The sequence below is a fragment of the Clostridium sartagoforme genome (assembly GCF_039521405.1).
Taxonomy (GTDB): Bacteria; Bacillota; Clostridia; order Clostridiales; family Clostridiaceae; genus Clostridium; species Clostridium sartagoforme.
Genome location: NZ_BAAACH010000037.1, coordinates 304,635 through 320,415 on the forward strand (window position 1 = coordinate 304,635; position 15,781 = coordinate 320,415).

Sequence of the window (15,781 nt, forward strand, 5' to 3'; positions counted from 1 at the left end):
CCATTATTCTATTGTAGCTATTATTTCTCTTATTTGGCCACTTCTTATCTTTTCAGCATCAGTTCCAAGTATTTTCTTTTGGTTAATTACTTTAATATTATTATCAATACCTATTAATTCATATTTAGTTATATTTCCTTTTCCTGAACCAAAGGTATCTTTGTTATTCTTATTGATATACTTTAGCCTTATACTTCCTAGTAAAGTAGTTTCTATTATATTATTTTTAAAGAAATCTTTTGACAATACTGGCATTAATTCGAATTCTAAAACTCCATTTTCATATTTAAATATATTTTTCCCAACTGTCATTATCTTCCATATACTTAACATTTCTACAGTAGTTCCACTTAATCTTGCGATAAATCCTCTTCCATGTGTTCTTTCATCTGGATTAGCACTGCTTGCTATAAATGAAGAGTTTTCTAATATACTTCTTCCATATACTTTTGAATCCATAAAAGGAGGTAATACATTTTTTATATCCTCATAAAATTCTTCATATAGCCCTTCTTTTATTAGTTCTAAAATATATTTAAATTCCATATGCATGAAAATTGATTCTCTTTCAAGCCATCCTGATGTAAAAGTCCTTGCTCTCCCTATTTCAAATGTAACCTTTTCTAAAGATTCTGATGTCTTGTACATTTTTAATTTTTTATCATAAATATCGCTATTTTTTAAAGTTATATATATTTCCTTCTTTTCTTTTTCTTCTAAATTCGTTTTAAGATATCTTGCATACCCTTCCAAAAATAAAGGAAGAAAATTAACTTTAAACTCTATAGGATTTATATTTCCATTTTTATCTTTAGTAAATTTTACAGCTTCATAATACATAAATGTAGGAATTTTTCCATCATTCAACTCTTTTATTCCATCTATTCCTATATCTATTTTTTGTATCATCTTATCTACTGCATTTTCTATATCATCTTTATATAATATTTTTTCAGTTCCATCTATTGAGTATTTAACCTTTTCCCTATAATCTTCTCTTATATTTGAAATTATATCCCAATATTGACTTTGAGGTAATATATCATTAAGATTTTTCGAAAGATTATCCGTTAATTTCTTAACTACATCATAAAATTCTACTGGAAGCTTTAATCCATTTTCTATTAGATTTATATTTTCTTTAATAAAACATGCTAATCTTTTTAGCTCTGCTGTTTCTGCAAAACTTGATCCTATAAGACCTGGAAGTCCATTCATAGCATCATTCCATCCTGGCTTGCCTGCTTCCATTTCAATTCCAAATCCCATAACATCCAAAGTCATAAATTTAATAGTAGTAAGCATGAACAGCTTTGTAATCAAATTAGTCTTATATATTTTTCCTTCTTTATTATATATCCATTGATTTACATTGCCTTTTTTATTTAAAGCTACATATTGCCTAATAGTATTATTGTCTATAATATATTTTTCACTTCTAGGTAAAACATGCTCTGGAGAGTTATAAAATTTATACTCCATATCATCTATTAGCAATTCTTTTAGTTTATCAGGATAAACATCTAAATATTCTTCTATTAAATCAAGATTATATGTCCAGTGATCAATCCAAAATCCCTCACCGAAATCTGCTTCAATTTTTTCTTCACAAATATCTATTATTTCATCAATTAAAATACTAATTTTATCACTTGATAAATTTTGTTCTTTTAATAAATATGAATATAGCTCACCTAATGTAAATTCGTTATTATAAATATTATATAATATATCTTCATTCTTAATTTCATATTTTTTTAATATGCTTATAATAGAAGCTTTTCTATTTTTATCTATATAAAACTTCTTTCCTTTTATAACTAATGGATTATATCCATCAAGTTGTATCAAGTTGTTGAATAATTTAATATTCTCCTTATTAGTGAAGGGATGAATGTAAATATCCATTCTTCTATTTTGATTTATATCTCTAAAATTCCCATTACCTTGAGAATAAAAATTCGGCTCTATATTAAAGAAATTATAATCTCTTTCTAGATCACCATGTTTTCTGGAGTAGACATAATATACTTTGTTCTTACCTATTTTTAATGGATATCCTCCTCTTAAAACATTATCTATATAACATTGTTTAATATATTCATCAAATAATGAATAATTAGTTACTGTATTAACATGCTCAGCTATTTTATCTATTAACTTATTGCTCTCTATAATCTTTTCATTAAAATATTTCTTGCTCAATAACTTATTTAAGCTGTCATCTACCTCATTAATGCTATTCATGTATCCTATATAGCTATGAATCTTAACTTCTTCTTTTTCTGTCAAAACTGCTTGCTTCCCAGAAAAAGCACAAGGTACTTTGTTATAGCAAATGTTTTCATTACTTTCAAATAACTTTTCTACACTATTTTTAAACTTAAATGGATTTACTAAGCTAGTATCATATCCAAAAATATTCTCCGGATCTACTATAGGTTTTAGTACTTTTTCATTATCATCAAATGCTATATAAAAATATGCATTATTCACCATCTCAACCTTTGTTGTATCCCCTGTAGAAGATCTTAAATTATATATTGCTACATTATTTTCTTTGATCTCACCCTGCATCCAGCTTCTTAATGTATTTCCTATCTCTTTATAATCCTTATTATTAGAACCGTATGGTAAAATTGCAGCTAATCCATCCAATACTTCTATATTCCTTACTATATTAGATTTATTAATTATCCTTAATTCTCTTCCAAGTGCTGCAAATTTTTCATTTGGAATAGTAAAATATTTTACTTCTATTTCTAAATTTATATCTTTGTTTATTTCTATTATCCTCAATTCATTATTTTTTATCTTAAGTATTCTCTTAATATTTTCACTTCTACTAACTGAAAACGGCTCTATAATTATATTTGAGTTATCTGATATAATCTTTATAAACGTCCTGAATCCATTAGTAGTAACCATCTTATACGCTTCATTTGCTGGAAAAAATTCCATTATACAATTGTTTTTATCCTTAATCCCAATGCTACTAATCACTTGACCTCTATTTACATAAAATGACCACATTGGAATACCTTCTATACCAGCAACTCCTGATAAAAAACTTGCAAAAGGTGGTTTTATATCGTAATTTTCTATAACGTAAAAGCCTGATTCATCTATATAATCTGCTTTACTTCTACTATTCTTATCCATCTTCCAACCTTCCTCTCAATATAATTTAATCTACTCCTTGACACTACCTGCGGATATACTACTAATAATATATTTTGATAAGAACATGAAGGCTATGATTATAGGTAATACTGAAACTGCAACTGTTAAATATGTTGCTCCCATATTTGAAGCTATATCTTTAGACGCTCTCAATGATCCCATCATTACTGGTAATGTAAACTTCTCTGGACTAAGTAATAAAACTAATGGAACTAAATAATTATTCCATGATCCTATAAATGTTGTTATTGATATAGTTGCTATTCCTGGCATCATTATCGGAATACCAATCTTATGAAATGTTCTTATTTCACTTGCTCCATCTATTCTGGCTGCTTCAATAATAGTTCTAGGTAATACAGATTCTATATATTGCTTTAAAAAGAACACTACAAATGGATTTGCTATGGAAGGAATTATAAGTGGTATATAGCTATCCATTAATCCCATTGTATTTACTAAATCATAAAATCCTAATAATCCTAATTGTGATGGAACCATCATTAATACTAAAATTATAGTAAATATTATATTTGAGCCTTTAAATTTGTATATTGCAAATCCATAAGCTGTTAATGCTGAGAAATATGCTGTTAATAGTGTTACACATACTGAAACAAATAAACTATTACGAAGACCAGTAAATATATTGAAATATTTACCCATAGCATTCCAGTTATCTAATAAGGAGCTTCCAGGAATTAATGTAAAACCAGATATTATTTCTTGATTACTACGAGTTGCATTAACTAACATCATTGCAAATGGGGCTAAGCATATAATACTCAAAATAATTAAGAATAAATATAATAATGATTTTTTAAACTTCGTGAACATTAACTTACCCCCTTATCTTTCTTTGATCCATACATTGTTTTGAATGTAAAAGCTGAACATATTGCTATTATAAAGAATAATCCATAAGCAATAGCTGATGCATATCCAACATTATTAAACCTAAATGCTGTATTATATAAGTACATAACAGCTGTATTTATTGATCCTGATGGTGAACCTAATCCATCGGTAATTAAAAATGGGATATCAAATATTTGCAGACCACCTATTAATGAGGTTATAGCAACATATAGCAATATAGGTTTTAAAAGAGGTAATGTTATCTTGCCAAATATTGTCCATCTACCAGCACCATCAATTGTTGCTGCTTCATAATAATCTTTTGATATTCCCTGAACACCAGCCATTAATACTAAAAATGAATTTCCAAACCACATCCATGCACCAATTACAGCTACTACAATTACCGCAGTACCTGGCTGTCCTAGCCAATTGACTTTACTATTAATTACACCTGCATTTACTAAAATTTGATTTAAGGATCCAAATTGCCAATCTAATAAAGTTGCAAATAAAAATGCTACAGATGTTGCTGCAATTAAATTAGGTAAGTAAAATAAAGCTCTAAAAATACTAAGTCCCTTCATTTTATATTTCATATCACTAAATATAATTGTTAGTAAAAATGCTAAGCCAAGTTGAAGTATTATGTTTATTCCCCATATCTTTACAGTATTAACTAATGCACTCCAAAACATTTTATCTTGAATTAGACGTGTATAATTATCAAACCATATAAATTCGATCTTTCCATATCCATTAAAATTTGTAAAACTTAAATATAAAGTTCTTAGTATAGGATATATATTAAATATTATAAAAACTATTAAAAATGGTAGAATAAATAAATACCCATGCCTATTTATTTTATTTATGCTTTTAAAAGATGTTTTTCCCTTAATTTCAATTTTATTACTATAATTAGTTCTACCTAAATTCACTTTTTTCCCTCCTAGCATCTTAATTTTATTAAAGAGGTGAAATTTATTTTCACCTCTTATATTTGGGATATACTAGTTACTTGGAACTTCTATTTCTGGATATACTGATTTTATATTACTATAGAATTCCTTTAATGCATCTTCCTTGGTCTTTTCACCTTTTTGTACTGACTCAATAGCTTGTCCATAATATTTTCCAACTTGATCATCATATTTGGTTACTAATGAATAATCAACATCTTCTGCTTGCTTTAACCAAAAGTCATAAGATTTTTGTCCACCTAATGCAGGATTTTCTAAATCTTTATTAGCTTCTAAAACTGATTTTAAAGCAACTACATCACCATTAGATTTATCAATCCACCATTGTGCTACTTCTTCATCTAAAGTACAGAACTTAATAAAATCCCATGCAGCTTCTTTATTCTTGCTATAACTACTTATACCTACGAATGTGCCGCCAGCAAAATATGAATTAGGGCCAGTTGTTACTCCAAATTTTCCTGCTGTATCTTTTGCATTATCTCTAAGTATTAATGTTCCCCAAGTAGGTAATGCATATGAAAATACTTCTGTTTTTTCAGCATTTTGATCTATATCCTTAAGTTCTTGCCACTCTGCATCAACAGGAACAGGACCATTCATTGATGCATACCAAGCTGCTGACCATTCTGGCGCAAATGCAACTAATTTTTGTTGATATAAATCGACTGCAGCATCTAAATAATCTAATCTATCTTTAGTCATCATTAACTTATTATCTTTAACCCATGGTTCTGGATCATTACCATACACAAACCATCTTAAATTTCCTGTATCTGAAAATACTCTATATCCTTTTTCTTTAAGTTCTTTACCGGTTTCGATAATTGTTTTTACATCTTTAAACTTATCTGCTATAAATTGAGGGTCATCATTTCCCCAAACAGATTTTGCTATATCTCTACGATAAGTTATTCCACCTGGAGTAACTTGATAACTTAAAGCTCTAACAACTCCATCAACATCTTTACCTGCTTCATATACATAATCAACTATTTTATCTTTATAATCTTCAACTTTGTATGGTTCTTTTGTTAAATCTTCAAAAAATCCTGCTTCAAAGAAATTTGGTAGCATTTGTGGCTCTCCAACTATAACATCTGGAACTTCTGCCTTACCCCTTAATGCAGTTGTAAGCTTAGTTGGATAATCCGCTGGAGCAATAACAGTAACTTCAACTTTTTTATCCGGATTTTTTTCTTGATAATACTCAGCAAAAGTTTTTAAATCTTCTGCTAAACTCCACACCACTATTTTATCGCTTCCTTCAGTTTTCTTTCCTTCTGATCCATTTGATTTCCCACATGCTGCTAACGATGCTGTCATTAAACCCACCATTACTAATGACATCAATTTTTTAACCCTCATAATTAATCCTCCTAAATTTTATATTTCTATATTTACTAATTGGTTTCTTTTAAAAGCTAAAATCGAAACTGGTTTCGAAGTGTTTCAAAAAAATTTTTCTTATCTTATAGAACATCTTTTTCTTTCTCAGACTTTTTTCGAAACCGATTTAGTAAATATAAATACTTGTAAGAAACTGTTTACATTTAAATTATACATCCTATATTTATTCTTGTAAATACTTTTTATGTTTTATTTTCCATAAATTGTCCAATGGATATTTATCTATAAATTCTTAGTCTTTTGACTTATAAATATTAAAAATCTCCTTCTGATAATTATTATTTATCAAAAAGAGATTCTTAGTTTTATTATAATTACTTTATATAACTATCTTTTCTAATTCTTTACTTTCTATTTCCATATTCCTAACTAAATTATAGCTATTATTCACTCTTGTATTTTGTTCATCAATAGTTGCTTGTATTTCTTCTATTGATGCAGAATGTTCTTCTGATATACTAGCTATATTTTCGATTTTATATTGAATTTCTTTAAATTTATTTGCTAAGTCTTCAATGTTTTTGTCTTCTAAACTAATCATATTAGTAACATTTTTAAATGAATTTGTCATACTATTAAAACTGTTAACCATAATATCCATAAGACCTTTACCAACATTAGCTGCTTCATTTCCTTTATTTACTTCATCTAATACTATATTAGTACTAACTTTTATATCATTAATAATTTTACTTGCATTTTCAACATTTTCTTTGCTAAGTTCTGCAAGTTTTCTTACTTCTTCAGCTACCACTGAAAATCCTTTACCTGCTTCCCCTGCTCTTGCTGCCTCTATTGCTGCATTTAACGCAAGAAGATTTGTTTGTTCAGATATATCCACTATGCTTGATAAAATAGAATTTATATTATTTATGCTATTTCCTAATTCGTTAACATTTCTAGCAGATGATGTGACTGTATTATTTATTATCTCCATTTGATAGCTAACTTTATTAAATCTTTCAATACTGCTTACTGTTAATTTATCAGCTTCATTTGTTACTTTAGCTACATTCATTGAAATATTCTGAGTATCTTTTACTATTCCTCCAACATCTAAAACTAACTTGCTTATATCTTGAATGCTACTTGCTTCATCACTAACTCCTCTAGCTATTTCATTTACAGATAAAGTTATTGAATTGCTCATATCTTTAATTATACTTACATCACTTGAAGAGCTTTTTATATTACCATTTAAATTCTCTGTACTTTTCTTGATAATATTCATTGTTTCCTCAAGTTTTTCAACTAATTTCTTTGCTTCTTTTTGACTTTTCATAGCAACTTGAACATATTCATTTCCCCATTTAGATACATAATATAAAATAAAAGCACTTATATCAAAAAGAAAAACATATGATATAAATTCATTAATTCTTCCTGACGCAACTAAGCTCATAGGACTTATAAAGAAATAAATAGATATTGCTATATTAAAAAATACTACATAGACTAATATTAAAGCTTTTCTAAAATAAAGTCCTATCATCATTAATGCTATATAATGGATTAAAAATATCTTAGGTTGTCCCTGCGTAATATATGACATTACAAAACCTACATATGTTGCTGATGAACCAATATAAAAGTTTTTTATCTTAGTATTAATTTTTAAAAACTTTACTATAGTACTTAATATTCCAAAAAATAACCCTACAGATGCCGCTTTAATTGCATATTCTATTCCATAGTTCAAAAATGATTGCATTACTAATAAAACTATAATTGCCCAAGAAAGCTTTAAATTGAATGTATCTACTTTTTTAGTATCATAATTTAGTGACAAATTCTCCATATAACTAATAATTCTCCTTAACTGCTAAACTTAATAGCAATATACTAGCATACTTTTTCAGTAATATAAAGATATAAATTGTAATATTTTCTCATAATATACATTAAATAAGTATTGATCTATAAATTCACATTAAACTTTATGACAAAAATAAAAAACTCCTATAGGAGTTTTCTAAACACTATCACTTAAGTATTTCATTTTTAATTTCTTATAGTTTTATCTTTAGAACTTTTTATATACATTATAATAATTATTGACCTTGCTCATTATTAGTATATTTACGCACTATAATAATTTCTACTCTTCTATTTTTTGCTCTTCCCTCAGCTGTAGAATTATCAAATCTAGGTCTTTGATCAGCATACGCTTGAATTGATAACTTTCTTGAATCCATTCCTCCTGAATCAACCATGAAATTCATAACATTTATAGCTCTCATTGCACTTAAATCCCAATTGGAGCGAAAAGCCTCATTATTAATAGGTAAATTATCTGTATGTCCTATTATTCTAACATCATTGTCTAAATCTTTTAACATGCTAGATATCTCCATAAGCAATGGATATCCTTCACTTAATACACTTGCTTCAGCAGAGTTAAAAAGTATAACATCCTGCATAGAGATTTCAAGACCTCCTTCATTAACTTCAACATCAACACTATCACTATATCCATTTTTCTTAATTTCGTTATCTATTAATTGCTTAATATCTTGCATTTTATTTTCTTCAATACTTGCATTACTTAAGTTTGCTTCTCCACCAGATTCACTTGAGCCATCAGACCCTTCTAATGGTGAGCCTCCCCCGTTACCACCTTCCATTATTCCGCTGCCACCTGAAAGAATAGTATTAAATTCACTACTAACCTTTTGAAACTTTTCTTGGTCTATTTTACTCATAGCAAACATTACTATAAAAAGTGCAAGTAAAAGAGTTAACATATCTGAATAAGGTATAAGCCATGTTTCATCAACATGGTCTTCATGGTGAACTTTCTTCTTGGCCATCATTAATCTCCTTTAAATTTAACTATTTTTATCTTCCATACTTTTTCTCTCGTTCGGATTTATCATACTAAGAAGCTTATTTTCTATGTTTTTAGGACTTTGACCCTCTTGAATAGATAAAATTCCCTCAAGGATTATATACATATTATTTATCTCCTCTTGAGATTTTCTTTTTAGTCTTGATGCAAAAGGATGGAAAATTACATATCCAAAAAATATTCCATAAAGCGTAGCAACAAAGGCACCAGCTATCATGTGCGCTAGTTTTTCAGTATCACTTAAATCTGCAAGAGCACCAATTAATCCAACAACAGCCCCTAGAACTCCCAGGGTTGGAGCAGCTCCCCCTGCTGTGGTAAAAACAGATGCACCTGTACGATGTCTTTCTTCCATACTATCAATTTCTATCTCTAAAATATTTCTAATATACTCTGCCTCTACACCATCTACTACCATTTCAAGTCCTTTTTTCATAAACTTATTATCTAAAGATTGCATTACACTTTCTAAAGATAATAATCCATTTTTTCGAGTTGATTGTGACATTTCTACTATTTGTCCAATGATTTCTACTGGATCTTCACCCTTTTTCTCTTTAAAAAGAACCCCAAGAATTTTAGGAATATTAAGAAACTCCTTTTTAGGAAATGAATTCATAACGGCTGCGACAGTACCAACAAGAATTATAAGTGCTGCAGCAGGATTAAGTAAAACCGCAACATCTGCACCTTTAACAATCATTCCAACAATTATAGCCAAGAGTCCTGTTATCATACCAATAATTAAGAAAATATCCATTTGTTCTACCCCTTTTCTATTCTAAATATAATTTAAAATATCGATTTATATAGACATTTTATCACAGGATATTTCAAAATACTATTTATATTGCGGCCAAATTTATATAGTAATTTTAAATAATATAATAAGGATGTTACAAAAGAACAAAACAGTAATTTCATAACACCCTATTAATTTATTTACCTTTTTTAAATACTAATTATTTTTAAACTTATAAGCATTATTTTAATTCAATTTAGCTTTTTTATTTTTCCTTAGTAGCAGATATAATCCGGCACTTAAACTTAGCACAACAAACATATACTTATTTAATGAGGAATCATCTCCTGTTCCTGGAAGTGATAAATCTTCATTTCCTTTTCCATTTCCCTCATTTGGATTTGGATCTGGATTTTCTGTTCCTGGATTTGTTACCTTCACTAGTTTTGCTTTAGCTTCTTCTAGCAACCTAATTACACTTTCAACTTCACTTGCATCAGCATTTTTATTTTCAAAAACAGCTTTTGCAGCTTGTAAAGCAGATCTAAGTTGTTTTATTGATTCTTCTGTGTATTTAGAGCTATCTATTTTATCTGTTTCATTAATTAGTTCTTCTAGAGATTCTTTATTTGGAATTAATTTCAATGCATTTATAGCATTATTTAACTTATCAGAAACTTCTTTAACTTCTTCACTGGTATTAGGTGATTGAATAATTATCTTAGCTTCCTCTAAGGCTTTAAAAAATATATCTTTTCCTACTTCTATATATTTGCTTAAATCAATTAATTCTGCTTTTTCTATTGTTTCTTTTAATTCTGATATATCTATAATAGGAATTTCAACTAATGAATTCATTGCATTATTTAATAATTCTACTGCATCGTCTACTTGTTTTTGTGTTAATGCTACTGCACCATTAATTTCCTTAGCTTTATTTAGTGCTTCAATAAATTCATGTGTACTTTCTTCTTTATATTTAGTTAAATCAATTGCATTAGCTTTTTCTATAGATTCAACCAAGACTTTTTTATTAATTTTAGTTAATGTTCCCTTTGCACTTATAAGAGTATCATATGCTGATTTATATAATTCATATGGACTTCCTACTCCAACTTCCTCTGCTGTACTTATTGCATTTTGTAGGAAATTATAGCTATCTATAGTATATTCTTCTTGTGATATTGCTTTAGCTTCTTTAATAAGATTATTTAATTCATCTACAATCTTTAATTCTAATTGACCTAAAGCAACTTTAAGTTGCCTCACTGCACTACGTATATCACTAGCTGTTGCACTTTCATTTTCTAAGACATCTTTAGTCTTATTCATTGCCTTACTAAATAAATTAAATCCAAATTCATGATATCTGTCCTCTAATTCTAGTAAATTCTTATTATTCTCATATAAATTACTTAACTCACCTTTATCAATTACTTCTTCAAATTTAAACCAATCTATATTAGCTACGTAAGCTCTAGTCCCTACTACATCTGTGCGCATTACAAGATAAACTGTATGCTTTCCTGTAATTACGTTATTCATATCAACAGTTATATCTTTATATGTGTTCCAGTTGCTACCTGTGGCTGGAATTGGAATGGATTGTACTACTTCACTATCCATACTATCAAGATAGATATCTAATCTTGAGTTATCCCCACATCGTCCTGAATTATTAACATATCTAACACTTATTTTACTTAAGCCATTTCCTGTAAAGTCAATATCTTTATAGGAAACCCATGCACCATCATACGATCCTCCTATATTTGTTAGTGAAACTCCAGAAGCATCAGTACTATTTTCTATTTTTAAATTTCCACCACTCCAAGCTTCATAACTTTCTGCTTCGTACATTCCATAAGATTTCGCTCCATTAAATTGAAGCCAATCTATATTTGAGATATATGGCTTAGAATCTGTTGTTGATCCTTTCATTACAAAATAAATATCATGAATATTATTTAGTAATGAAGGATTTTCTAGATTAACTGTTTTTACAACATAATTATTCCAGTCTGATGCAGTTGATGTTAACTCAATTGTTCCTATTAATTCGCCATCTAATTCATCTTTTCTAACTTCTATTTTAGAATCTGCAGCACACCTTCCTGAATTATTTACATATCTAACGCTTATTGAACTTACATTTTTATCACTAAAATCAAGTCCATCATAGCGAATCCATGCTCCGTTGTACGTTCCACCAAGATTTATAGATTCATTTTTCAATCCATTTTCTGACCAAGCATCACTTTTTTCACCTTCTAGTCTCACCAATCCATCTGTGCTTAACTTCAATTTATCAATTGAATTATTTATTTTATAATATGCATCTTTCAAATCCTTTTCTGATGTACTGCCAGTATCTAGTAATACTTGTCCGTCATTTATAGCATTAACAAGCATTTTATAAGATGAATTTGTAAATACACCTTCTTTTATCTTTTTTCCTTTAATAATGGCTTGATTTAAACGTACAGAATAATCAAGATAAAAATCTAATAAAAGTGCATTCATACCACCCTTACTTGAATTTTCAATATCACAAGCTTTTGCTCCAACAAATGCTGAGTCCTCGAAACTAATAATCATATCATCTACATCTGCATCGTGTTTAGCTGCATTACCTTCAAATGATAATACTACTTGTTTATCTGATACTTTTTTAGCTACAGCTATTAGTCCCTCTGGTAAAGAGTCTATTGTTAATTTATTCCCTACTACAAAATCTTCTCCAATTTCTCCTGAAAATTTAGAATTTCCACTTAATGCGATGGTAACATTATCACTTATTCTTCCATCATCATCTTTACTTTCTTTTAATATATTTTCACTATATTCTAAATAATCATCTTTAAACATTATTTTAATATTATTCTTTATTTGACGGATACTATCTACTGGTGAAGTAAATGCATTGTCATTTAATTCAATAGTTAAATCTCCAATACTATCATTTAAATCATGTTTTAGTGCTTTCCCATTTAACTTTACTTCTATAGTATTTTCACTTGTTTTAACTGCTGATACACTCAAACCTTCTGGAACATTACTTATTTTAATTTTTCCACTAGATAAATAATCTTCGTTTATATCACCAGTAAATCCTACATTCTTTGAAGTAATAACAATATTATTTTTTATACTTCCATCATTTGCATCACCTTCATTGAAAGTAGAAGTAGTATATGCTATCGGATCTTTTTTATCAAAAACTTCTGTATTGATATTATCACTGCTTGACATAGCAGGAACTCCATCTTCTGCCCAATTAGATGGCTCTGATCCCATATTAAATGATAGTTTTCCACCTCTAATAATTTCTGAATAATCTACCCACGTACGATCGAAAGACTTTCCATTTAATGTTGCTGATTGAATATAAAAATTATCTTCTGATACATTATTTGCTTCTATAACAAATGTTTTTCCATTTCCTACATCTAGTGTTACCTTTTCAAAAAATGGTGTTCCTATTTGGAATGTTGTATCTCCTGGAGTCATTGGGAATAGACCCATTGCTGCTGCAACAAACATTGAAGCCATTGTTCCTGCATCATCATCCATAGTTTCCATAAATCCATCTGGACTTAATTTATATACATAATCATAAATAGGTTGCTTATACTCACCAGTTCCACTATAACGATTCCATGTTTCTTTAGTATAAATGTTTCTTACCCAATATTGAGTTCTGCTTGGTTTTCCAGCAAAATTAAATAAATAAGGAGTGTGTAAATCTATTTCGTTAGTGTTTGTATGAAGCATTGCCTTTCCATTATCAGGATCTTGTTCACCATATAATCTTGATAATGCTTTTAACATAGTTTCTTTTCCACCCATAAGATCCATTAATCCATTTACATCATTTGAATCCCACCAAGTATATTGCCATAAAGTCCCTTGGTATAATCCGTTATCTCCATACTTTTCTGGGTTGGCAGTCATCCAATTTCCATTTGCATCTTTTGGCCATAATAATCCTATATTTCCATCGCTTGTTTGAACTGCATCTTCTTTATATAAGTTTTTATAATTGAAAGAACGATTTAAATAATATTCATATTCTTCTTCATTTCCTAATGCTTTTGATAAGAATGAAATTGCCCAATCATCATAAGAAAACTCAACTGTCTTATCTACTCTTCCTTTTATATATCCTAATCTTTGTGCTTCTTCATTTACAGTATTATTTGCAATTTGTTTAGCTTTTTCATAAGCTGGTAATAAATTTTCTATATCAGTGAAACCTTTAGCTACTCCATCTGCTAGTAGAGCAACTGCATGTTCAGTACGAACAGTAGGTACTGTTTGTGTATCAATTCCCCAAGTTCCTATTCCATATTCCATGGTATTTGCTAATGATCTAATTATATCTTTGTAAATATCTGGGAGGACTAATCCTATCATAGGATATTTACGGAAATCATCCCATAAAGTCCATGAATCATAGTGAGTATAATCATCAGCTTCATATATATTAGTATCTGTAGCTCTAAATTCTCCTGTTGTACTAGTTGCGTTTACAGGTGTTGTAAACATATGATATAAGTGAGTATAAAATAATTTCTTTAGCCTTCCATCAGGATCACTTTTAGCTGAATTTTCCACCTTAACTTTACTTAATATTTCATTCCATTTACTATCAGCATTAGCTTTTACTTTATCAAAATTCCATTCATCTATTTCATTATGCATATCAATTTTAGCTTGATCGCTGCTAATTGTAGAAATACTAACTTTTATTTCTACAGCTTCATTTTGTGCAACGTCAAAGCCTAAGATTGCTCCTATGTCATTTCCTTTTTGTGAAGATTGCTCTGTTAATGTTGAGTTATTCCAAGTCTTTACTTGTTTTGTTGGCTTATTTGTTTCTAAGTAAAAGTATAGTGTATATTTTCCATTTCCACTAACATTTTTCCCACTAAATCTACCAGAAATAGATGTAAAGTCTTCATTTTTTTCAACAACATCTAATATTGCATTACGTATATCAGTTCCATGGTATGTATAATTTAAATCTAGTAATAATGAAACCTCACCAGCTTTAGGAAATGTATATTTATGGTATCCAGTATGAATATCTGAAGTCATTTCAGCTTTAATATTTCCAAAGCTTTCATTATCTATTGCATTGTTATCATTTCCAGTTTTAGGGGTTAATTCAACACTATAGTATCCAGGATTTGCACTTTCATTATCATGGGAATACTTTTGTCCTTTAGTTGCTGCATCTGGTCTTGCTGAATAGTTTACATAAGTAGGTGTAATAAGTATGTCTCCACCTGAGCCTTGTCCTCCTACCCCTTCAACCCTTGTATGAGAGAATCCTTGAATACGATCTTTGCTATAGTCATATCCAGCATGATCATCTGTTTTATGTGGATATGTGTCTGGACTTAATTTCACTAATCCATACGGAACCACACTCCCTGGAAATAATTGCCCATAGTCTACATCTGTACCAACAAATGGATCAACATATTGAGTGTAGCTTTCTTCTGCTGCACTTGCTTTAATAACTGGTGAAGCAAAGGTATTACATAAATTTAATGTAAATGCAGCTGTTAAAGAAATTGCTAACAAACCTTTTTTTCTTGTTTTTTTCATTTTACCCATCCTTTCCTATAATCTCATAATTTTACTTTCGTAATATCCTCATTTTAACATTGAAAATTAAATGCTATAACTTTTAACTTTTGTAAAAGTTTTCACATTTTTTATACCCCTGTTAATTGGTATTTAGATAAT

8 protein-coding genes are annotated in these 15,781 nt (G+C 28.8%); all 8 read right to left on the reverse strand.

Annotated features, from left to right (window positions below; genetic code table 11):
* Nucleotides 1–3: 3 nt before the first annotated feature.
* The 8 genes from ABDZ60_RS15370 to ABDZ60_RS15405 all read right to left on the reverse strand — a co-directional run bounded on the left by ABDZ60_RS15370 (nt 4) and on the right by ABDZ60_RS15405 (nt 15,640).
* Nucleotides 4–3,162, reverse strand: a complete 3,159-nt coding sequence (locus ABDZ60_RS15370) for a hypothetical protein (RefSeq protein WP_343779229.1) — start codon at nt 3,160–3,162, stop codon at nt 4–6.
* 30 nt (nt 3,163–3,192) lie between these two features.
* On the reverse strand, nt 3,193–4,020 hold the full coding sequence (locus tag ABDZ60_RS15375; protein ID WP_047001862.1) for a carbohydrate ABC transporter permease: 828 nt from the start codon (nt 4,018–4,020) through the stop codon (nt 3,193–3,195).
* Nucleotides 4,020–4,982: a carbohydrate ABC transporter permease gene (locus tag ABDZ60_RS15380; protein ID WP_343779231.1), complete on the reverse strand. Its 963-nt coding sequence runs from the start codon at nt 4,980–4,982 to the stop codon at nt 4,020–4,022. Before ABDZ60_RS15380 ends, ABDZ60_RS15375 begins: the two co-directional genes overlap by 1 nt.
* Nucleotides 4,983–5,054: 72 nt before the next feature.
* Nucleotides 5,055–6,392, reverse strand: a complete 1,338-nt coding sequence (locus tag ABDZ60_RS15385; RefSeq protein ID WP_016206289.1) for an ABC transporter substrate-binding protein — start codon at nt 6,390–6,392, stop codon at nt 5,055–5,057.
* A gap of 361 nt (nt 6,393–6,753) precedes the next feature.
* On the reverse strand, nt 6,754–8,232 hold the full coding sequence (locus ABDZ60_RS15390) for a methyl-accepting chemotaxis protein (RefSeq protein ID WP_343779233.1): 1,479 nt from the start codon (nt 8,230–8,232) through the stop codon (nt 6,754–6,756).
* Between the two features lie 253 nt (nt 8,233–8,485).
* The gene (locus tag ABDZ60_RS15395) at nt 8,486–9,244 is read right to left on the reverse strand and encodes a flagellar motor protein MotB (RefSeq protein WP_343779235.1); all 759 of its coding nucleotides are present in this window, start codon (nt 9,242–9,244) and stop codon (nt 8,486–8,488) included.
* 18 nt (nt 9,245–9,262) lie between these two features.
* A complete protein-coding gene (motA, locus tag ABDZ60_RS15400) occupies nt 9,263–10,042 on the reverse strand; it encodes a flagellar motor stator protein MotA (protein ID WP_343779237.1) in 780 nt (259 codons plus the stop codon).
* Between the two features lie 228 nt (nt 10,043–10,270).
* Nucleotides 10,271–15,640, reverse strand: a complete 5,370-nt coding sequence (locus ABDZ60_RS15405; protein WP_343779239.1) for a GH92 family glycosyl hydrolase — start codon at nt 15,638–15,640, stop codon at nt 10,271–10,273.
* Nucleotides 15,641–15,781: the final 141 nt, after the last annotated feature.